The organism is Actinomycetota bacterium (assembly GCA_005888325.1).
GTDB lineage: Bacteria > Actinomycetota > Acidimicrobiia > Acidimicrobiales > AC-14 > AC-14.
Genome location: VAWU01000026.1, coordinates 51,153 through 70,249 on the forward strand (window position 1 = coordinate 51,153; position 19,097 = coordinate 70,249).

Genomic DNA, 19,097 nt, shown 5'->3' on the forward strand with positions numbered 1-19,097 from the left:
CGGAACAACTGCTCGGTGTCGGCCCGGCTCTCGCCGGCCACCCGGCGAGTGCTGGGCCTCTCGATCGTCCTGCTCGGGCTCGCGACCGTCGTGTTCCGGTTCTGGGTGGACAACACCTCCCTGCCCGGCGCCCTGCACGCCCCCTGGTGGGCCCTCGCCCTCGGCTTCGGAGCGGCGGAGGTCTTCGTCATCCACCTGGAGTTCCGACGCGACACGCATTCGATCTCGCTCAGCGAGATCCCGATCGTGATGGGCCTCTTCTTCGGGTCGCCCGCGGCCCTCATCGTCGGCCACCTGCTCGGCGGCGGCGTGGCGCTGGTCGTCCACCGCAAGCAACCGCTGATCAAGCTGGTGTTCAACCTGAGCCACTTCGCGCTGGAGGCCTGCGTCGCCCTCCTGACCTTCCAGGTGGTGTTGGGTGGGCATCCCGGCTTCGGGCCCCGCGCCTGGCTGGCGGGTTTCGCGGCGACGCTGGCGGTCGCCGTGCTGGCCGGCCTGCTCGTCACCTTGGTCATCTCGTTGCACGAGGGCCGTCTGCACACCGAACAGCTGCCGCGGGTGATGAGCGTGGGCGCATCGGCCGCGATGGCCAACACGGCTCTGGCCCTCGTTGCCGTGACCGCCTTGTGGCAGGACGCACGCGCCGGCTGGCTGCTGCTGGTCGTCGCCGCGGTCGTGCTGGTCACCTACCGGGCCTATGCGACGCTCGTCAATCGTCACGCCAGCTTGGCGCTCCTCTACGAGTTCACCAAGGTGGTCGGGGTCGCGCCCCGTGCTCAAGACGTGATCTCCGCCGTGCTCGGCCAGGCCCGCGACCTGCTGCGTGGCGAGGAAGCCGAGCTCATCCTGATGCCGAGTCCCGACCAGGACGGAGCCAAGCGCCTGAGCGTGGGGCTGGAAGAGGCCCCTCACGCGCAAGGCGGCCTCGCGTTCCACGAGCTCGACGAGCTCCTGGTGCGCGTGGCCGCGCACCCCCATGCGCTGGTGGTACCGCGCACGACCAGTGAGCCCGAGCTGCGGGCCTACCTGTCTCGGCGTGGTTGGCGGGACTGCCTGATCGCGCCGCTCCACGGCGACGACGGTGTGATCGGGCTGTTGAGCGTGGCCAACCGCCTGGGTGACGTGAGCACGTTCGATGACGAGGACGCCCGGTTGTTCGAGACCATCGCCAATCACGCCGGGGTGGCGCTGCACAACGGTCGTCTCATCGATCGCCTGCGCCACGAGGCGCTGCACGACTCGCTCACCGGCCTGCCCAACCGCGTCCTCTTTCACGAGCGGGTGCGTGAGGCGCTGTCCGCGGCGAAGAGCCATGGCCAGCTGGTCGCGGTGTTGCTCATGGACCTGGATCGCTTCAAGGAGGTGAACGACTCCCTCGGCCACCATCACGGCGACCGCCTGCTCCAGGAGCTCGGGGCCCGCCTGGTCCGCAGCTTGGACCCCAGCGTCACGGTGGCTCGCCTGGGCGGCGATGAGTTCGCGGTTCTGTTGCCCCGCATCGCCCGCCTCGAGGAGGCCGGGCAGGTCGCGGGGCTCATCCGGCGCGCGTTGTCGGAGCCGTTCGCGCACGAGGAGCTCTCCCTCGAGCTGGGCGCCGCCATCGGCATCGCCGTCGCACCCGTCCACGGTCAGGATTCCTCCATCCTGTTGCAGCGCGCCGACGTGGCCATGTACGCGGCCAAGCAGGACCAGAGCGGCGTGGCGTTCTATGCGAACGAGCTGGATCAAAACAGCCCTCGGCGCCTGGCCCTGGTTGGCGATCTGCGCCGCGCCATCGAGCGAGAAGAGCTCCAGGTCCACTATCAGCCCAAGGTGTCCTTGGCCACCGGTGGGGTCGTGGGCGTCGAGGCGCTGGTGCGCTGGACCCATCCCGAGCACGGTTCCATGGCCCCTGATGAGTTCATCGCCATCGCCGAGCACACCGGGCTCATCCCCGTCGTGACGACCTACGTGCTGCGCGCGGCCCTCGCGCAGTGTCGAAGTTGGAAGGATGCCGGGCTGGCGGTCGGCGTGGCGGTGAACCTCTCGGCCCGCAGCCTGCTCGACCTGCAGCTCCCCGAGGACATCCAGACGCTGCTCGGCGAGGCGGGTGTGGAGCCGAATTGTCTCACTCTGGAGATCACCGAAGGCAGCGTCATGTCCGATCCGGCGCGCACGGTGGCCATCCTGGACCGCCTGCGGGCGATGGGGATCGGCCTGTCGGTGGACGATTTCGGCACCGGCTACTCGTCGCTGTCGTATCTCAAGCGCCTGCCGGTGCACGAGGTGAAGATCGACAAGTCGTTCGTCGCCGCCATGATCACGAATCCCAACGACGCCTCCATCGTGCGTTCGATCGTCGACCTCGGGCACAACCTGGGCCTCAGCGTCCTGGCCGAAGGGGTCGAGGACGAGGTCACCTGGGAGCGACTGCGACAGATCGGCTGTGACGTCGCCCAGGGCTACTTCCTCTGCCGGCCCTCGCCCGCGAGCCAGCTCACCGCGTGGCTGCGGGACCGGCGACAGGTGCTGGTCGCGGCGGCGGAAACGGCAACGTGAGCGCGTCGCGCCGTCGCACGGTGGAGGTGGAGCGATGACGCTCCAGCGCGTGGACTTGGACCGCGTCGCGAGGTTGCTGGCCGGAGGCGACGAGGCGATGGAGACGGACGTCGACCCCGCCGAGCGCGACGACGCACGCGAGCTCGGCCGGCGACTGAGGAGCGTGCGGCGCCAAAGGGGGCTCTCGCTCGAGCGGGTCGAGTCGAGCTCCGCTCAGGAGTTCAAGGCAGCGGTGCTGGGCGCCTACGAGCGCGGTGAACGCGCCATTTCCGTTGCACGACTCCGGCGCCTGGCGCGTTTCTATGGCGTGCCCGTCGATTACCTGCTCCCCGAGCAGGCGGACGCATCCGCACCTGGAACCGCCTTGTTGTCGCGCGATGAGGCGTCGCGCGAGAGATTGGTCGTCGACCTGCAGCGTCTCCGGAACGTGAACGGCCCGAACGACGAGATGCTCCAACGCTACGTGCGAATGATCCAGCTGCAGCGCGGTGACTTCAACGGACGGGTACTCACGCTGCGCGCCGACGATCGGCGCGCCCTCGCGTGTCTGCAGGGGACGCCGCCCGAGGAGTTACCCGAATCGCCCAGCGAGCGTCCCGAGAAGACACATTCCCGGGGACCCGCAGGAGCTGCGCTCGAGACGCACCACCGAGCGCGCCCGGGCCGTCAGTAGCAGTAGACGTCGACGAGCAGCGCGACGGCGGCGACGAGGGCGGCGAGGCTGATGACGCGGCCAGAGGGTTCGCGGCGCAGGGCGATGCCGAGGAAGACGGAGGCCACGGCGAAGGTGACGATGCCGTCGACGGTGTCCTGCCAGCTGATCGGGAACGGTTTGAAGGGGATGTCGACAAAGAAGCCGTTCCCGCCGGCGCGGTGCAGGACGGCGTTCCACGTGATGGGGCCGAGCAGCGCGGCGGCCAACGCGGGAATGAGCACCTGGCGGCTGCGTTCACGTCTGACGAAGACGAATACCAAAGCGGTGACAATGGTCGTGAGCGCGGCGCCGTAGAAGATCTGGCCCCATCCGATCACGTCGTGCCGCTCTCCCGGATCGGACTGCGCGGTTGCTGGCGGTTGCGTACGCCGCCGTAGCGCTCGCCTCCTTCGACACCGACGGGGAGGGTGCCGGTTGGCGGGTAGTCGAGAGTATCGACGTCGACCTCGGCGATGCGCCGGTCGAACCCGACCGCTTTGTGCGTGAGCGAGAGCGAGAGTGCGACCGCGATGTCGGCGCGGATGAGGCCGAGCTTGCGAGCGGCGACGGCGATGCGCGTCTGGCAGCGGCAGTCGATGGAGTGGATCGCAGCGGTCTTGGCCGCCGAGCCCACCGCGATGCCGAGGTCGACGTCGCGCAGGTTGCAGGTCGGGCCGACGAACTCGAGGTCGGCCGAGTCGTCACGCAGCGGTTTGGTGGCGTGCAAGAACTCGGCACAGGTGGCGTAACCGCAGGCGCCGCAGTCGTAGTTGGGTGGATACCAGTCGACCATCCCGACGAAGAGCACGGCGTCGATGGCCTCGGCGACGTCGGCGTCGCGGAACCAGATCGCCTCGCGCCGTTCCTTGCCGCGGGCGCGCATCCACTCGGCCAACCGATGGCGGGTGTCGGCCGGTTCGACGATCACGGTCTCCATGAAGTTGTGCTTGCCGGCCAGGAACAGCTGGCCGCCCGACTTCGGGGCGGTGATCGCCGACGCGGCCATGAGCTTCGCCACTTGGACCACGGTGTCGGCCCGCAGGTCGTCGTAACCGATCGGCCCGGTCATGCGAGGCCCGACGCGACTTGCTGCGCGCACCACGCGTAGAGCGCGTCGTAGACGAACGACGCGCGCTCGAGGAGGCGGTGATCGTCGGCTTCGACGTCGAGACCACCGAAGGCGAGCGCGAGCAGGGCCGGCCCGTAGGGGTCGGTGTGGAGCTCGCTGTCGATGTCGGCGGCGTGCACGATGCGCGCCAGGCGGACGAGGGCGCGGTCCGAATCGAGGTCGTGGTCGTCGATCAACACCTCGAAGGTGCACTTGTTGCCGCGGTGGTCGTACTCGGCGCCGGGGGTGTCGAACCCGTGCGCGCCTTCGCGTTCGGCGACGGCGAGGACCTGGTCGGTGGGGACGTAGAGGATCTCTGCGTCGGGGTCGATGAACCTACGGATCAGCCACGGACAGGCGATGCGGTCGGTCTTCGGGCGGGCGCGGGTGACCCACTTCATGCGATGACCTCCTGGACAAGGGCCGGTGCGGTGTAGCCGCCGACGACGTCGTAACGAGTGATGGGGCGGTACTCGACCGACCGGTGGACGTCTGATGCGGTGAGGGCACCGCGCTCCGGCGTGGCGATCCACGCGTCGAACACCTCGTGGCTCGGCCAGACCGTGATCACGACGGTCCAGCCGTCACCGATGGCCGGCTCCAGCACCCATTCGGCGAGGATCCCGGCCGCCTCTCGCACCGGACGACCTTCGGCGATCCACGCCAGGTAGCGCTCGCGCTCGCGCGGCGGCACGTCGACGGTGCGCAGGCAGGCGATCATGCGGGAACCTCCGAGTCATCAGGGACGGGCACGGTCGCGAACGAGCGCCACAGCACCAGGTCGTAGGCGGCCTTGATGGCTCCGGCGATGACGAACGGCGCGCCGAGCGCGATCGAGGACGCGGCCGCGCCGGCCAGTGGTGGGGCAAACGGTCTGACCGCGTAGCGCGCCGTGTTGGTCGTCGCCGCCGCGGCGGTGCGTTCGTTCGGGTCGACGAGGGTCATCACGTACACCTGCCGGGTGGGCACATCCATCTGGGACAACGCGGTCCGGGCGAGCAGCAACGCGATCGCGACGCCGAACCCGGGGGCGAAGGCCACCGCGCCCAGCAAGAGATTGGACGGCAGGTGGGTGAAGACCATCGTGCGCAGCAACCCGAACCGCTCCGCGAGGCGCCCGGCGGCCAGGAACGACCCGGTCTGGAGCATCCCCATCGCGGCGAACACGACGCCGATCTCGGCGGTCGACGCGCCGAAGCGGCGGTGCAGCCAAAACGCGATGAAGGACTGCACGGTGAACCCGCCCCCGAAGGAGTCCACCGCGAACAGCCCCGCCAGCCGGGCGATGGCAGGTCGGGACGCCCGGAGTCGCCGTGGTGGCACGTGCGGCCGGTCGGCCTCCACCCGCGGAGACAACGACCCCGCGACGGTCGCGCCCGCGAGCGCGGCGGGCACGAAGACGAGGAACCAGCGCTGATCCGTGGGAGCGTCCGTCCAGATCTCACGGGCCCAACCCGGCACGACAGCCGCGAGCGCGCCGAGAGACCCGCAGGCCGCCGCGACCGCGTTGTACAGCGAGAAGCCGCGGAGCCGCTCACGGCCCGCGAGGTCGCTGGCCAGCATCGCCTGCTCCAGCGACGTGAACGGCCCGGACTCGACCACCTCGGTCGACAACGCCCCCGTCAACGCGACCATCGCCAGCATCCACGGACTCGACGCGACCGCGAACACCACACCGGTGAATGCGAGCAGCACGTAGAGGGTCACATACGAACGGCGTCTGCCCCACCGGTCGCTCCACCGTCCCACCGCCAAAGACGCCACCACGGTTCCGCCGACAACCGCACCGAGCACGAGCCCCGTCTCGCCCGCGCTGAAACCGAGCGAGTCGAGCGTCGCACCGAGAAGGACAGACCCGAACCCGTACACGCCCGCCCGCAGCGCCTGAGCCAGGACAACCCGCCGAGCATCACTGGAAAGCCGACGCCGAGGATCGTCGGAGACGGTCGTCATCCCGGCCGTTCGCCGAGCAGGGACCGGCGGCGGTGTTCGTACAGCCCGTCGAAGATGATCGCTGTCACCTCGAGGACGCGCTCGTCGTCGAGCACCAGCGTGAGCCCCCGGCTGATCACGTCGAGCCCGGGCCCGCCCGGTTCGTCGTATCGGTCGTCGGCGAGGTCGGCCTCGTGGACGAGCCGGGCGACCTCCCAGAGCACAGGATCCTCGAGCTGGAAGTGGCGCAGGATCGTCTCGAAGCTGCAGTCCCCGCCGTGGTGCGAGAGTTCGACACCGCGCATGTCGAATGGTGTGGCGTCCGCGGGGACGTCCGCGGGGTCTTCGACGAAGACGAACTCGGCACCGGGATCGACAAAGCGACGCAGCACCCATGCGCATGCGGCGCGGTCCACGTGACATCCGGCCCGCGTCGCCCACCTCATCGTGCCGCCTCCGACTGCGCATCCTGGAGCGTGGCGAGGCGCTCGACCGCGCGCCGCGCTCGATCCTGCTCCTTGGAGCCGAAATGGTCGCGGCCCTCGATGCTGCGCAGCTCCCGGCGGAGACGGTCCACGGTGCGGCGCTGCGGGTCCGTCTCGGCGTCACTCGCCTTCGTCACCAACGTGCGGTACTCCTCGCCGACCGCGTCGCTCGCCCGCTGGCGGAGCGCCCGGTCCTGCGCCTTGGAGCTCGTTGCCCGCCACGTCCAGGCCTCACCGCCGGCCTCGAGGACCTCGTCGGCCAGCCAGTCGAACGCCTCCACCGTGCGCGGATCCGCCGGCAACGCGACCAGACCATCCACTACCTGGACCGCCCCCAGCCGCCGCAACTTGCGCCAGACGGTGATCCGCGGTGTCGACGGCTCCCGGGGGAGCCGATAGGCGAGCAGGACCCACTCCGACGTGGCCACGCCGCCAGCGTAGGCGTGATGTAACCACGGTTGCAACGCGCCGCTCAGGACTTGTATGGTGCAACCATGGTTACAGAACAGAGTGACTCACGGTTGCCGGCATGAGCCCCGGCCTGTCCTTCCTCGTCCTCACCAGCCTGTTCCTCACCGTCGCCGCCCTGGAGCGGGTGCCGGCGTTTCAGTTCCGTCCTAGTCGCCTGTTCCGGCCCTTCGTGGCAACCGACGCTGCGTGGTATCTCGTCGCGACGACGGCGAACCTGATCTCGACCTTTGTGTTCCGGCCGCAGTTGACGAAGCTGGCCATCCCTGTCGTCGCGGACTCGATTGTCGGTCTGCCTTTCGTGGTCCGTGTCGTCGCGGCCGTCGTCGTCTACGACTTCGTCGCTTTCGCTGTCCACGTCGGGATCCACCGTTCCGACAAGCTCTGGTCGGTGCACAAGGTCCACCACTCGAGCCTTCAACTCGACGGCCTTGCGACAACGCGCACCCACATGTTCGAGCACCTTCCGCATCGACGGTGGGAACCACCCTGGTGATCTACGCCGCGTTCGCCCTCAACGGACACAGCAACCTGCGGGTCGGCGGTCGATGGCTCGAGATGGTGTTCGTGACACCGCGCCTACACCGGCTGCATCACCTGCCGGCCACGACGCAGAACAACTTCGGCACGGTCCTCACCGTCTGGGATCGGCTGTTCCACCGTTTCGTGTCACGCGACGCCCGTCCGACCGAGCGAACCGGGGTGCCCGGAGAGATCGACGAATATCCCCAACGGTTCGTGTCGGCCTTCTGCCGACCGATGAACGAGGCGCGTGCTCGACGGCCGTCTCGACTCGAACCGGCTCGAACTTGACCAGCGGAGGGAGTGGGATTTGAACCCACGGTGCCGCAAGGACACAACGGTTTTCGAGACCGTCCGATTCGGCCGCTCTCGCATCCCTCCGGGAGAGAGCCTACTGGTCGCGGTCGCGCCGCTCGGAGAAGAACTGCTCGAGCAGGCGAGCCGCCTCGTCCGCCATCACACCCGGCGTCACTGCGACCTCGTGGTTCATGCGGGGGTCGGCGCAGAGGTTGTAGAGCGACCCGCAGGCACCGGCACGCGGGTCGCTGGCGCCGAACACCACGCCGCCGACGCGTGCCGCCACGAGCGCGCCCGCGCACATGGGGCACGGCTCCAACGTCACGACCACGGTCGCGTCGCTGAGGCGCCAGCGGCCAAGAACGTTTGCCGCATCGCGCAATGCGAGCACCTCCGCGTGCGCGGTCGGGTCGTGGCGCGCCTCGCGTTCGTTGTGGCGCCGCGCGATCACGCGCCCGCCGGCGATCACCACCGCGCCGACGGGTACCTCGCCCTCGGCCGCCGCCCGCTCGGCTTCCGCCAGGGCGACGGTCATGGCGTCGTCGTGGGTCAACCCCCCGACCGCAGACGACGTTGCTGTTGCTGGGTGAGAGCGATGATCTCGTCAGGAGGCAGCTGCGTCGGGTAGAGCGCGGCCAGGTAGTACAGGCGGTCGTCGCCCTCTCGACGGATCGTGACGGCGTAGCCATGGGTCGTCGTCTTCCCCACGCGGTGCTCGAACTGGAGCGCGTTCGCCCCCGCAAGGGTGAACGGGACACCCTTGTCCTCGCGAACGGTGCGGGCGCTCTCGTACTCCTCGACTGCCTTCGCCCCGTCTGCGGTGGAGAACTCGAACACCGACGCGACGAGCCGGCTCTCCCCCAACGGGCCCGCGCGCCGCCAGGTCCGGACGAAGCCGCCGACGAAGCCGTTGCGCTCGAAGGCGACGCGATCCGCTTTCGGGTTCTCGGCGAACCGGACGAAGCCGGCGAGGTCGAACGGGCCGCTGGGCCCCGCGCTCGGGTCGACCTGGGTGTATTCCGCCGGCGTGGTGTTGACCAGCACATCGCTGAGCGGACGTACCGCCGGCGCGACGCCTGCGGCCGCGCCGGGTACGCCTACGTCGACGGTCGTGGGAGTCGGGGCTTTCTTGGTCGCGTGTGACACGGTCGCGTAGAGCCCGCCGACGAGGGCCAGCCCGACGAGGCCCACCCCGCCGATCGCGAGCAGGAACGCGAGCACCGACGTGGACGGCGAGATCGGCGGCGGCGCGTCGATCGCATCACTTTCGCTCACCGGTGCCACCGCCATGCGTCCCATCTTCCCAGACGGGGCGGCGGCCGGACCCCGCGACGGCTGGCCGGCTCGTCGACCGGCTGGCCGGCTGGCGGAGGGAGTGGGATTTGAACCCACGGTGGGTTGCCCCACACACGCTCTCCAGGCGTGCCGATTCGGCCGCTCTCGCATCCCTCCCGGGAGGGGCCAGGGTATCCTCGGCCCTGTTCCGCCGTTCCACGCAGCGGCCGGGTCCTGCGCAACGGCACCCCGTGAACCGAGTCAGGGCCGGGAGGCAGCAGCTCTCAGCGGGTCGTCCCGTGTGCCGCAGACCGCCTGGCCGCTGCGTCGAACGGCGGAACGGGGGACGAGCACTAGCCTCGCTCGTCGATGACACCGCCGTCGGAAACAACGCCGTCGGAAGCACCGCACTCGATGACGCCGCCGGAGCCGTGGAAGTCGCTCTACCGGCGCTATCGCCCCCAGCGGTTCGGTGAGGTGCGGGGCCAGGACCACGTCACCCGCACGCTGCGCAACGAGGTCCGCGACGGGCGCGTGACGCACGCGTACCTCTTCAGCGGGCCGCGGGGCACGGGCAAGACGTCGACCGCCCGCATCCTGGCGAAGGCGTTGAACTGCGCCGCGCCCGTCGACGGTGAGCCAGACGGCACCTGCGCCTCGTGCGTCGCGATCGCCGAGGGCTCTTCGCTCGACGTGCACGAGCTGGACGCGGCCTCGAACAACGGGGTCGACGCCATGCGCGACCTGGTGTCGCGGGCCGCGCTCGGCACGCCCGGACGCTGGAAGGTGTACATCGTCGACGAGGTGCACATGCTCTCGGCGCCGGCGTCCAACGCGTTGCTGAAGACGTTGGAGGAGCCGCCGGGCCACGTGATCTTCGTGCTCGCGACAACCGACCCGCAGAAGGTGCTGCCGACCATCCGCAGCCGCGCGCAGCACTTCGAGTTCCGGCTCCTCCCCACGGAGCTCATCGCCGAGCACCTGCGATGGGTGGCCGACGACGCAAAGCTCGACCTCTCACCCGCGGACCTCGACCGGGTGGCCCGACGTGGCCACGGATCGGCTCGCGACGCGTTGTCCGTGCTCGACCAGGTTGCCGCGGCGGGTGGCCTGGAGGACGAGGCGGAGGCAGCCGACGAGGTGATCGAGGCACTGTGCGAGCGTGATGCGGGCCGCGCCCTGGTGGCGATCGCGCAGCGGACCGCCGCGGGCCTTGACGCGCGCCAGGTGACGCGCGACCTGCTCGAGCGCCTGCGCCAGGTGTTCCTCGCCACGATGGCCCGCTCGCTCGTCGGCCTGCCCGACGAGGAGCTGGCACGCGTGGAGGACCAGGCCCGCCGGCTCGGGCCCGCCGCCATCGTGCGGGCGATGGAGGCGCTGGGCGACGCGCTCGTCGCCATGCGCGACGCGCCCGACCCGCGCGTGCTGCTCGAGGTGGCGCTCGTACGTCAGTGCCGGCCCGATGCGGACATCTCGCCGGCGGCGCTGCTCGAGCGCATCGAGCGCCTCGAGCGCGGGCAGTCCGGTCGTGGGGCGACGGACAGCGGGCAGGACGAGCCACCCGGCGCCGAGCCGAAGGCGGCGCGCCCGGCCGATCGCGCGCGCGCCGCGCTCGGCGGGGTGCGCGCCGCGCCGCCGACCCCGGCGAAGGCACCCGACCCCGAGCCGCCGAGCACCGAGCCGCCGTCGAGCACCGAGCCGCCATCGAGCACCGAGCCGCAGCAGAACAACGAGCCGCCGAGCCGCGCGGCCCCCGCGCCCGAGCCCGCCGGCTCCTTTCCCACCCGCGACGAGCTCACGCTCGCGTGGGGCGACGTCGTGCTCGCGGCGCTGCCACAGCGCGCCAAGGTCCGCTTCGGCGGCGGCCACTTCGTCGGCGTCGATGACACGTGGGCGACGTTCGCGCTTCCCAACTCGGTCCACCGCGACCGTTGCGAGGAGTGCCGGCCCGATGTCGAGCAGGCGCTCGCGTCCCATTTCGGCCGGCCCGTGCCGCTGCGGTTGGTCGTGATCGAGCCGGGAACGCCGCCGGCGCCCGACCACCCGTCCGCGCAGCCCGACGACGAGATCGACCTGAGCGACCTCCGGGATGCCCCGGCCGCGGAGGTAGCCTCGCCGGTCGACCACGTGATGCAGATATTCGAGGGCGCCGAGGTCGTGGAGGATTAGCCGATGGCACCGAACGCAGGCAGGTCGCAGCCCCCCGACATCCCCGACATGGGCGACCTGCTCAAGCAGGCGCAGAAGATGCAGCAGCAGCTGCTCGACGCGCAGGCCGCCGCGGGCGAGGCCGAGGTCGAGGGCCAGGCCGGCGGGGGCGCGGTGAAGGTGCGGGTCACCGGCGGGATGGAGTTCCGCTCCGTCACGATCGACCCCGCGGCGCTCCCGACGGGCGACCCCGATCCCGACGACGTCGAGATGCTGCAGGACCTCGTGCTCGCCGCCATCCACGACGCCGTGGCCAAAGCCCAGGCCGTCAGCCAGGAGGCCATGGGCGACCTCGGCCTCGGCGACATCGGCAAGCTCCTCGGCTAGCCGCTCTTGTACGCCGGCCCGGTCCAGGCCCTCATCGACGAGCTCGGCCGCATGCCCGGCGTGGGCCCGAAGTCGGCCCAGCGCATCGCGTTCTACCTCCTGAAGCTGCCCAAGGAGGACGCGCAGCGGCTCGCCCATGCCATCAACGAGGTGAAGGACCGCATCTCGTTCTGCACGCGCTGCTACAACATCGCCGAGGGCGAGCTGTGCGGCCTGTGTCTCGACGAGCGCCGTGACCCCACGCTCGTCTGCGTCGTGGAGGAGCCGCGCGACATCGTCGCGGTCGAGAAGACCCAGGAGTTCCGCGGCCGGTACCACGTGCTCCAGGGCGCCATCAACCCGATCGAGGGAGTGGGGCCCGAGCAGCTGCGCGTGAAGGAGCTGCTCGTGCGCCTCGACCGCGAGGGCATCGTCGAGGTCATCCTCTGCACCAACCCCAACATCGAGGGCGAGGCCACCGCGATGTACCTCGCCCGCCTGCTCAAGCCGCTCGGCTTGAAGGTCACGCGCATCGCGAGCGGCCTTCCGGTGGGCGGCGACCTCGAGTACGCCGACGAGCTCACCCTCGGCCGCGCGCTGGAAGGCCGCCGCGAGGTCGAGGCGTAGCCAGCGCGTTCTTGTCGTACGACAAGAAGCAGCCTCGGGCCGCCTACAGGCTCTTCACCACCAGCGCGTCGCCCTGGCCGCCACCGCCGCAGAGAGCAGCCGCGCCCGTGCCGCCGCCCCTGCGCTTCAGCTCGTGCAGGAGCGTCAGCGCCAGGCGCGCGCCCGACATGCCGATCGGGTGGCCGAGGGCGATGGCGCCGCCGTTCACGTTCACGATGTCGGCGTCGATGCCGAGGTCGTCCATCGAGGCCAGGCCGACCGCCGCGAACGCCTCGTTGATCTCGAACAGGTCGATGTCGGCCACCTGCTTGCCCGCCTTGTCGAGCGCCTGATGGATGGCGTGCGACGGCTGGGTCAGCAGCGACGCGTCGGGGCCCGCGACCTGGCCGTAGCTGACGACCTCGCCGAGCGGCGTGACACCCCGACGCTCGGCCTCGGCCCTCGACATCACGATGAGCGCGCCGCCACCGTCGGAGATCTGGCTCGCGTTGCCCGCGGTGATCGTGCCGTCGGCATCGAACGCGGGGCGCAGCTTGCCGAGGCTCTCGGGGGTGGTGCCGGGCCGCACGCCCTCGTCGGTGTCGACCACGATGGCGTCGCCCTTGCGCTGCGGAACCTCGACGGCGACGATCTCGTCCGCGAACCGGCCGCCCTTCATCGCGGCCGACGCGCGCTCGTGGGAGGCGGCGGCGAACTCGTCCTGCCGGTCGCGGGTGATGCCCTTGGCGGCCTTCGTGTACTTCTCGGTGCCTGCCCCCATCGCGCACATGTCGAAGGCGCAGAACAACCCGTCGTGCATCATCGCGTCGACGACCTTGTTGTCGCCCATGCGGTAGCCGGCGCGCGCACCCGGGAGCAGATAGGGCGCGGCCGTCATCGACTCCATGCCGCCTGCCACCACGATGTCGGCGTCGCCGCTGCCAATGAGCTGGTCGGCGAGGTAGATGCTGTTGAGCCCGGACAGGCACACCTTGTTGATGGTGGTGGCGGGCACCGTCATCGGGATGCCGGCCTTCACCGCCGCCTGACGGGCCGTGATCTGGCCCTGTCCGGCCTGGAGGACCTGGCCCATGAACACGTAGTCGACGTCGTCCGGAGACACTCCGGCCCGCTCGAGCGCGGCCCTGATGGCGAAGCCGCCCAGGTCCATGGCCGAGAAGCCGGCGAAGGCGCCGGAAAGCTTGCCGATCGGCGTGCGGGCGCCAGCGACGATGACGGAACCGGGCATGGTGCGAACCTCCGGGCAGGATGGCGGACTCGAACGAGTCTAGGACGGGCCACTACCGTTCGGCCCATGCGAGCCTTCCTCGACGCCATCCAGAACCACACGTCCGGCGACGAGATCGCCGGCATTCCGCTGCCCGAGTCGTACCGCGCCGCGGTCATCCGCAAGGACGAGGTCGGCATGTTCGAGGGCATGCCGTCCGCCGACAAGGACCCCCACAAGAGCCTGCACATCGACCAGGTGGCGGTCCCGGAGCTGGCGCCCGACGAGGCATACGTGGCGGTGATGGCGTCGGCCATCAACTTCAACACCGTCTGGACGTCGATCTTCGAGCCGCTCCCGACCTTCGGCTTCCTCCAACGCCTCGGTCGCGAGAGCCGGTGGGGGGCGCGCCACGACCTGCCGTACCACGTGGTCGGCAGCGACGGCGCCGGTGTCGTCGTCCGTGTCGGGTCCGCGGTGCGCAACTGGAAGCCGGGCGACCGCGTCACCATCCACTGCAATCACGTCGACGACCAGGATCCCTCGGCGCACGACGACTCGATGCTGGCCACCAACCAGCGCATCTGGGGCTTCGAGACGAACTTCGGCGGCCTGGCCGACCTCACCGTCGTCAAGGCCAATCAGCTGATGCGCAAGCCCACTCACCTCACGTGGGAGGAGGCGGCCTGCAACGCGCTCACCAACTCCACGTCGTACCGCATGATCGTGAGCCACAACGGCGCGCCGATGAAGCAGGGAGACATCGTGCTCATCTGGGGCGCGAGCGGGGGCCTGGGCGGCTACGCGGTGCAGTACGCGTTGAACGGCGGCGGCATCCCGGTCGGCGTCGTGTCGTCCCCCGAGAAGGTCGGGCTGCTGCACGAGCTTGGCTGCGAGGCCGTCATCGACCGCAAGGCCGAGGGCTTCAAGTTCTGGAAGGACGAGCACACGCAGGACGAGGGCGAGTGGCGCCGCTTCGGCAAGCGCGTCCGCGAGCTGGCCGGCGACGATCCCGACATCGTGTTCGAGCATCCCGGGCGCCAGACGATGGGGGCGTCGGTGTTCGTGGCCAAGCGTGGCGGCACGATCGTCACGTGCGCGGCGACGAGCGGCTACATGATCGAGTACGACAACCGCCACCTGTGGATGAAGCTCAAGACGATCAAGTCCAGCCACTTCGCCAACTACAAGGAGGCGTCGGAGGCCAATCGCCTCGTCGGGCTCGGCCGCATCCAGCCCATCCTGTCGCAGGTGTTCGCGCTCGACGACGTCGGCGAGGCGGCGTACCAGGTGCACAAGAACATGCACGAAGGGAAGCTCGGCGTGCTGTGTCTCGCGCCCGAGGAGGGCCTCGGCATCGACGACCCCGAGCTGCGCGCCAAGGTGGGGGACGATCGCATCACGCTCTTCCGGCGACACGCGTGAGCGGGGGTCACGCGCACACATCCGGCGTCTTCACCGAGATCGACCACGTCGGCATCGCGGTGCGCGACCTCGACGCCGCGGTCGAGTGGTACGGGCGGATGTTCGGTGCGACCGTCGCCCACCGTGAGCGCATCGAGAGCGACGGGGTGGAGGAGGCGCTCATCAAGGTGGCCGACTCCTACATCCAGCTGCTCACGCCCTTCACCGACACGTCGCCACTGGCCAAGTTCATGGAGCGCAACGGCGAAGGCCTGCACCACGTCGGCTACCGCGTCGACGACTGCGCGTCGGTGCTCGAGGGCGTGAAGCACCAGGGCGGCCGCGTCGTCGACGAGCACCCGCGCACCGGCAGCCGCGGCACGACCGTCGCCTTCCTCCACCCGAAGACGTCGCTCGGCACGCTCATCGAGCTGGTGCAGGAGTAGCTCCGGAAGCGCGGTCCGAGCGGGGAGCAGGCACCCCGTAGTCTCGGGCGATGCCCGTACCCGGCCCCTCCTCGCTCGGCCGGGGTGTCGTCATCGCCGAGGGCGCCGACGTGCCCGAGCCGTGGGCCGCCGCACCGGTCGTGCGCATCGATGATGCCGTCCTCGCCGACCCGGAGGCCGCGGTGGCGGTGCTGCACCGCTGTTGGAGCGAACGAGAGGCGGTGGTGGTCCAGCTGGCGGTCGACCCGGCCCGGTTCCGCGCGCCGTGGTCGCACGCGGCCGAGCCGTGGACGGTCGACCCCGGGTTCGAGCCGTGGGGCGACCGCCTGCGGCTCCTCGTGTGGGCGAACACCTACGACGCCCGCGCCGGCGAACCGGTCTGGTGGTGGGCCCGCAAGGCGGCGCGACTGGGTGCCGTCGAGTCTCCCGCCGGTCCCGCCGACGTGCTGCTCGCGGACGACACCCCCGCCTGGGTCGACGGCGGACCGAGGGGCCCTGTCGATGGCGTGAACGCCGTCGACGGCGCCCGGGTGGTGCACCGCGAGTCGGTGGAGCTGGGCCGGCTCGCGTCGCCACCCTCGGCGAACGGCGCCGGCAACGGCAAGGCGACGGCGCTCGCGCCCGACCAGCTCGCCGCGGTCACGCACGGCGCGGGACCGGCGCGCGTCATCGCGCCGGCCGGATCGGGCAAGACCCGCGTGCTCACGGAGCGACTGCGCCACCTGCTCGGCGATCGGGGCATTGAGCCCGCGCTGGTGCTCGCCGTCGCGTACAACCGCAAGGCGCGCGACGAGATGGCCGACCGCACGACGGGCCTCGGCGCGCGCGTCGAGACCTTGAACGCGCTGGGCTACGGCATCGTCACCCGCGCGTGGGGTCGGCGGCCGCCGCTGCTCGAGGCCCGGGAGCAGCGGGCGTTGGTCGAGTCGCTGGTGCCGTCCAGGCCGCGTCGCGCGAACGTCGACCCCATCGCCGTCTACATCGACGGCTTGTCCCTCATCCGCCTCGGCCTACGCGATCCGGCCGAGGTCGAAGCCGAGCTCGACGGCGCCGAGGGCCTGGCGGCGGCGTTCGATCCGTACCGGGCCGAGATGCGCCGCCGAGAGGTGATCGACTACGACGAGCAGGTCTACCTGGCCATCGAGCTGCTGCTTGGCGACGGAGAGTTCCGCCGCGACCGCCAGGCCGAGCACCGCCACCTGCTGGTCGACGAGCTGCAGGACCTGACCCCCGCCCACGTCCTGCTGCTGCGCCTGCTCTCGGCGCCCGGCTACGACGTGTTCGGTGTGGGCGACGACGATCAGGTCATCTACGGGCACGCCGGCGCCGAACCCCGGTTCCTCATCGACTACCGCGGCTACTTCCCTTGCGCGCGGGAGCACGCGCTCGAGGTCAATTACCGGTGCCCCGCCCCGGTCGTCGACGCTGCCCGTTCGCTGCTCGCGTACAACGTCCGTCGCGTCGACAAGCAGATCCGATCCGCGCCGGATGCGGAGGTCGACCCTTCCGCGCTGCGCATCAGCGTCCACGCGCCCGACCGCGGCGCGGGCGCGCTCGTCGAAGTCGTGCGCGAATGGCTGGCCGCGCCGGGAGCCGAGGCTCACGACATCGCGGTGCTCACCCGGGTGCGGTCGCTGCTGCTCGCTCCGCATGTGGCGCTCGCCGCGGCCGGTGTGCCGGTCGCGTCGATCCTCGAGCCCGACGTGCTCGACCGCGTCGGGCTGCGCGCCGCGCTCGCCTACCTGCGCATCGCCGTCACGCCCACCGCCGTGCGCGGCGCCGACCTGGTCGAGGTGCAGCGCCGGCCCAGTCGCGCCCTGCCCCCGTGGATCGACAAGTGGCTGAGCCGGTGCCGCGATGTCGCGGCGGTGGCCGCCGCGGCCGATCGCATCGACGACCGCGGGGTCGCGGAGAAGCTCCGACTGCTGCACGCGGACCTCGAGCGCCTCGCAAACATCGCGGACGAAGGCACCACGCGCGACGTGCTCACCGCCGTGCGCGACGACATCGGCCTGGGCCGGGCCATGACGCTGCTCGACGGCGGCAGGGGCGGCGACGGCTCCTCTCATCTCGACGACCTCGAGGGCCTGCTGCAGGTCGCCGACCTCCATGCCGACCCCGCGGGCTTCGAGCCGTGGTTGCGCCGGACCTTCCATCACGAGGTCGCCGCCGGCGGGGTTGAGCTGTCCACCATCCACCGGGTGAAGGGCCGCGAGTGGCCGTGCGTCGTCGTGTTCGGCGTCACCGAGGGACTGATGCCCCACCGCCTGAGCGTCGACGTCGAGGAGGAACGGCGCGTGCTTCATGTCGCGATCACGAGGGGGCGGCACAAGGTGGCGGTGCTCGCCGACTCCTCCCGCCCGTCGCCGTTTCTCGCGGAGCTCGACGGCTCCGCGCCGAGAGGCAGGGTGCTGCGCGCCGTCCCGAGCGCGCCGGCGCCCGCCGCGCGCACGTCGCCCGCCGCGGGGGCGCCGGCCGCAGCGGTCGGTGTCGTCGATGCGTTGAAGCGCTGGCGCCGCGACCGGTCGCGTGCGGACGGGGTACCGGCCTACGTGGTGCTGAGCGACAAGCACCTCGAAGGCATCGCCGCCCGGTTGCCGGCGACCCGCGCCGAGCTCGCGGGCTGTCCGGGCATCGGGCCCGCGAGGCTCGAGACCTATGGCGTCGACATCCTCGAGGTGATAGCGAGCGCGTCATGAAGGTCCACCTGCTCGACGGCACCTATGAGCTGTTCCGCCAGCACTTCGCCAGGCCGTCGCACGTGACGCCGGACGGCATGGAGGTCGGAGGCACGCGCGGCGTCCTCGACTCGGTCGTCGGCCTGCTGAGCGAAGGCGTGACCCACATCGGTGTCGCGACCGATCACGTGATCGAGTCGTTCCGCAACGACATGTGGCCCGGCTACAAGTCGAGCGCGGGCATGCCGCCGGAGCTGCTGGCCCAGTTCCCGCTCGTCGAGGACGTGCTCGGCGCGCTGGGGCTCGCCGTGTGGCCCATGGTCGACGTCGAGGCGGACGACGGGCTGGCGGCGGCCGCTGCCGTCGCCGCGGCGGACCCCCGCGTCGAGCAGGTCGTGATCATGACGCCCGACAAGGACCTGGCCCAGTGCGTCGTCGACGACCGCGTCGTGCAACTCGACCGCCGCACCGGGGTGGTGAGCGACGCGAACGGGGTCGTCAAGCGGTTCGGCGTGCGGCCCGAGTCGATCCCCGACTGGTTGGCACTCGTTGGCGACTCGAGTGACGGGTTCCCGGGCCTCAAGGGCTGGGGCGCGAAGTCGGCGGCCGCCGTGCTCCTGCGCTACGGCCACCTGGAGGACATCCCCCACGACCACTGGCGTTGGGACGTCGAGGTGCGTGGCGCCACCAAGCTGGCCGCCACCCTGAACGAGCAGCGTGAGCTGGCGTGGCTGTTCCGCGATCTCGCGACCCTGCGCACCGAGCCCCCGCCCTTCGCCACGGTCGACGCGCTGCGCTGGACCGGTCCCACAGCGGCGTTCGACGCGATCGCGGAACGCCTCGACCGACCACAGCTGGTGAAGCGCGCCCAGGCGCTCGCGGAGCGATCGATGCCAGACTGA

General features: G+C 70.8%; 21 protein-coding genes, 1 tRNA gene and 1 other RNA gene. 12 read left to right on the forward strand and 11 right to left on the reverse strand.

Annotated elements, in window-relative coordinates; genetic code table 11:
* Window positions 1-15: 15 nt before the first annotated feature.
* Window positions 16-2,538 (forward strand): EAL domain-containing protein, encoded by a 2,523-nt coding sequence (locus tag E6G06_09905; GenBank protein ID TML91367.1) that lies wholly within the window; start codon window positions 16-18, stop codon window positions 2,536-2,538.
* Between the two features lie 97 nt (window positions 2,539-2,635).
* Window positions 2,636-3,211 (forward strand): transcriptional regulator, encoded by a 576-nt coding sequence (locus E6G06_09910; GenBank protein ID TML91472.1) that lies wholly within the window; start codon window positions 2,636-2,638, stop codon window positions 3,209-3,211.
* On the opposite strand, the gene E6G06_09915 is transcribed toward E6G06_09910, so the two are convergent.
* From E6G06_09915 to E6G06_09945, 7 genes are read right to left on the reverse strand one after another with little or no spacing between them, the layout of a single operon-like run.
* A complete protein-coding gene (locus E6G06_09915; protein TML91368.1) occupies window positions 3,205-3,570 on the reverse strand; it encodes a hypothetical protein in 366 nt (121 codons plus the stop codon). The two genes, E6G06_09910 and E6G06_09915, sit on opposite strands and share 7 nt — an antisense overlap.
* The gene (locus E6G06_09920) at window positions 3,567-4,301 is read right to left on the reverse strand and encodes a hypothetical protein (GenBank protein ID TML91369.1); all 735 of its coding nucleotides are present in this window, start codon (window positions 4,299-4,301) and stop codon (window positions 3,567-3,569) included. The genes E6G06_09915 and E6G06_09920 overlap by 4 nt, the downstream gene beginning before the upstream one ends.
* On the reverse strand, window positions 4,298-4,741 hold the full coding sequence (locus tag E6G06_09925) for a chromate resistance protein (protein ID TML91370.1): 444 nt from the start codon (window positions 4,739-4,741) through the stop codon (window positions 4,298-4,300). The genes E6G06_09920 and E6G06_09925 overlap by 4 nt, the downstream gene beginning before the upstream one ends.
* Window positions 4,738-5,061 (reverse strand): hypothetical protein, encoded by a 324-nt coding sequence (locus E6G06_09930; GenBank protein TML91371.1) that lies wholly within the window; start codon window positions 5,059-5,061, stop codon window positions 4,738-4,740. Before E6G06_09930 ends, E6G06_09925 begins: the two co-directional genes overlap by 4 nt.
* Window positions 5,058-6,293: an MFS transporter gene (locus E6G06_09935; protein ID TML91372.1), complete on the reverse strand. Its 1,236-nt coding sequence runs from the start codon at window positions 6,291-6,293 to the stop codon at window positions 5,058-5,060. Before E6G06_09935 ends, E6G06_09930 begins: the two co-directional genes overlap by 4 nt.
* Window positions 6,290-6,718 (reverse strand): chromate resistance protein, encoded by a 429-nt coding sequence (locus E6G06_09940; protein ID TML91373.1) that lies wholly within the window; start codon window positions 6,716-6,718, stop codon window positions 6,290-6,292. The genes E6G06_09935 and E6G06_09940 overlap by 4 nt, the downstream gene beginning before the upstream one ends.
* Window positions 6,715-7,185, reverse strand: a complete 471-nt coding sequence (locus tag E6G06_09945; protein TML91374.1) for a chromate resistance protein — start codon at window positions 7,183-7,185, stop codon at window positions 6,715-6,717. Before E6G06_09945 ends, E6G06_09940 begins: the two co-directional genes overlap by 4 nt.
* Window positions 7,186-7,286: 101 nt before the next feature.
* Here E6G06_09945 and E6G06_09950 point away from each other — a divergent pair, with 101 nt between their 5' ends.
* Together E6G06_09950 and E6G06_09955 are read left to right on the forward strand one after the other, a co-directional pair.
* The gene (locus E6G06_09950; protein ID TML91375.1) at window positions 7,287-7,721 is read left to right on the forward strand and encodes a hypothetical protein; all 435 of its coding nucleotides are present in this window, start codon (window positions 7,287-7,289) and stop codon (window positions 7,719-7,721) included.
* Window positions 7,610-8,038, forward strand: a complete 429-nt coding sequence (locus tag E6G06_09955) for a sterol desaturase family protein (protein TML91473.1) — start codon at window positions 7,610-7,612, stop codon at window positions 8,036-8,038. The genes E6G06_09950 and E6G06_09955 overlap by 112 nt, the downstream gene beginning before the upstream one ends.
* A 100-nt stretch (window positions 8,039-8,138) precedes the next feature.
* Here the strand turns inward: E6G06_09955 and E6G06_09960 are convergent, their stop codons facing one another.
* The 3 genes from E6G06_09960 to E6G06_09970 all read right to left on the reverse strand — a co-directional run bounded on the left by E6G06_09960 (window position 8,139) and on the right by E6G06_09970 (window position 9,496).
* Window positions 8,139-8,579: a nucleoside deaminase gene (locus E6G06_09960; GenBank protein TML91474.1), complete on the reverse strand. Its 441-nt coding sequence runs from the start codon at window positions 8,577-8,579 to the stop codon at window positions 8,139-8,141.
* Between the two features lie 14 nt (window positions 8,580-8,593).
* On the reverse strand, window positions 8,594-9,334 hold the full coding sequence (locus E6G06_09965) for a hypothetical protein (protein TML91376.1): 741 nt from the start codon (window positions 9,332-9,334) through the stop codon (window positions 8,594-8,596).
* A gap of 74 nt (window positions 9,335-9,408) precedes the next feature.
* Window positions 9,409-9,496 (reverse strand) — tRNA-Ser (locus tag E6G06_09970).
* A 48-nt stretch (window positions 9,497-9,544) separates the two neighbouring features.
* Here E6G06_09970 and ffs point away from each other — a divergent pair.
* From ffs to recR, 4 genes are all read left to right on the forward strand, one after another.
* Window positions 9,545-9,643: signal recognition particle sRNA small type (ffs, locus tag E6G06_09975), an RNA gene on the forward strand.
* Window positions 9,644-9,688: 45 nt separating this feature from the next.
* Window positions 9,689-11,488 (forward strand): DNA polymerase III subunit gamma/tau, encoded by a 1,800-nt coding sequence (gene dnaX, locus E6G06_09980; GenBank protein ID TML91377.1) that lies wholly within the window; start codon window positions 9,689-9,691, stop codon window positions 11,486-11,488.
* 48 nt (window positions 11,489-11,536) lie between these two features.
* Window positions 11,537-11,854, forward strand: a complete 318-nt coding sequence (locus E6G06_09985) for a YbaB/EbfC family nucleoid-associated protein (GenBank protein TML91475.1) — start codon at window positions 11,537-11,539, stop codon at window positions 11,852-11,854.
* 6 nt (window positions 11,855-11,860) lie between these two features.
* Window positions 11,861-12,460, forward strand: a complete 600-nt coding sequence (gene recR, locus E6G06_09990) for a recombination protein RecR (protein ID TML91378.1) — start codon at window positions 11,861-11,863, stop codon at window positions 12,458-12,460.
* Between the two features lie 43 nt (window positions 12,461-12,503).
* Here recR and E6G06_09995 read toward each other — a convergent pair whose 3' ends face one another.
* Entirely contained in the window at window positions 12,504-13,688 is a 1,185-nt protein-coding gene (locus E6G06_09995) for an acetyl-CoA C-acetyltransferase (protein TML91379.1), read from the reverse strand.
* A 66-nt stretch (window positions 13,689-13,754) separates the two neighbouring features.
* On the opposite strand from E6G06_09995, the gene ccrA reads away from it, so the two are divergent.
* The 4 genes from ccrA to E6G06_10015 are packed head-to-tail and all read left to right on the forward strand — an operon-like array spanning window position 13,755 to window position 19,097.
* Complete coding sequence (gene ccrA / locus E6G06_10000; GenBank protein TML91380.1) at window positions 13,755-15,092, forward strand: crotonyl-CoA carboxylase/reductase; 1,338 nt, start codon at window positions 13,755-13,757, stop codon at window positions 15,090-15,092.
* Entirely contained in the window at window positions 15,089-15,517 is a 429-nt protein-coding gene (gene mce / locus E6G06_10005; GenBank protein TML91381.1) for a methylmalonyl-CoA epimerase, read from the forward strand. The genes ccrA and mce overlap by 4 nt, the downstream gene beginning before the upstream one ends.
* A 50-nt stretch (window positions 15,518-15,567) precedes the next feature.
* Window positions 15,568-18,216 carry an ATP-dependent DNA helicase UvrD2 gene (locus E6G06_10010; GenBank protein TML91382.1) on the forward strand — a complete coding sequence of 883 codons (2,649 nt, stop codon included), beginning with the start codon at window positions 15,568-15,570 and terminating at the stop codon, window positions 18,214-18,216.
* Window positions 18,213-19,097 carry a flap endonuclease gene (locus E6G06_10015; protein TML91383.1) on the forward strand — a complete coding sequence of 295 codons (885 nt, stop codon included), beginning with the start codon at window positions 18,213-18,215 and terminating at the stop codon, window positions 19,095-19,097. The genes E6G06_10010 and E6G06_10015 overlap by 4 nt, the downstream gene beginning before the upstream one ends.

Excerpts from the sequence above, each read along its gene's own strand:
- E6G06_09910 (TML91472.1), top strand. The coding sequence starts at position 2,636 with ATGGAGACGGACGTCGACCCCGCCGAGCGCGACGACGCACGCGAGCTC.
- E6G06_09920 (TML91369.1), bottom strand. The coding sequence starts at position 4,301 with ATGACCGGGCCGATCGGTTACGACGACCTGCGGGCCGACACCGTGGTC.
- E6G06_09925 (TML91370.1), bottom strand. The coding sequence starts at position 4,741 with ATGAAGTGGGTCACCCGCGCCCGCCCGAAGACCGACCGCATCGCCTGT.
- E6G06_09930 (TML91371.1), bottom strand. The coding sequence starts at position 5,061 with ATGATCGCCTGCCTGCGCACCGTCGACGTGCCGCCGCGCGAGCGCGAG.
- E6G06_09935 (TML91372.1), bottom strand. The coding sequence starts at position 6,293 with ATGACGACCGTCTCCGACGATCCTCGGCGTCGGCTTTCCAGTGATGCT.
- E6G06_09940 (TML91373.1), bottom strand. The coding sequence starts at position 6,718 with ATGAGGTGGGCGACGCGGGCCGGATGTCACGTGGACCGCGCCGCATGC.
- E6G06_09950 (TML91375.1), top strand. The coding sequence starts at position 7,287 with ATGAGCCCCGGCCTGTCCTTCCTCGTCCTCACCAGCCTGTTCCTCACC.
- E6G06_09960 (TML91474.1), bottom strand. The coding sequence starts at position 8,579 with ATGACCGTCGCCCTGGCGGAAGCCGAGCGGGCGGCGGCCGAGGGCGAG.
- E6G06_09965 (TML91376.1), bottom strand. The coding sequence starts at position 9,334 with ATGGCGGTGGCACCGGTGAGCGAAAGTGATGCGATCGACGCGCCGCCG.
- dnaX (TML91377.1), top strand. The coding sequence starts at position 9,689 with ATGACACCGCCGTCGGAAACAACGCCGTCGGAAGCACCGCACTCGATG.
- E6G06_09985 (TML91475.1), top strand. The coding sequence starts at position 11,537 with ATGGGCGACCTGCTCAAGCAGGCGCAGAAGATGCAGCAGCAGCTGCTC.
- E6G06_09995 (TML91379.1), bottom strand. The coding sequence starts at position 13,688 with ATGCCCGGTTCCGTCATCGTCGCTGGCGCCCGCACGCCGATCGGCAAG.
- ccrA (TML91380.1), top strand. The coding sequence starts at position 13,755 with ATGCGAGCCTTCCTCGACGCCATCCAGAACCACACGTCCGGCGACGAG.
- E6G06_10010 (TML91382.1), top strand. The coding sequence starts at position 15,568 with ATGCCCGTACCCGGCCCCTCCTCGCTCGGCCGGGGTGTCGTCATCGCC.
- E6G06_10015 (TML91383.1), top strand. The coding sequence starts at position 18,213 with ATGAAGGTCCACCTGCTCGACGGCACCTATGAGCTGTTCCGCCAGCAC.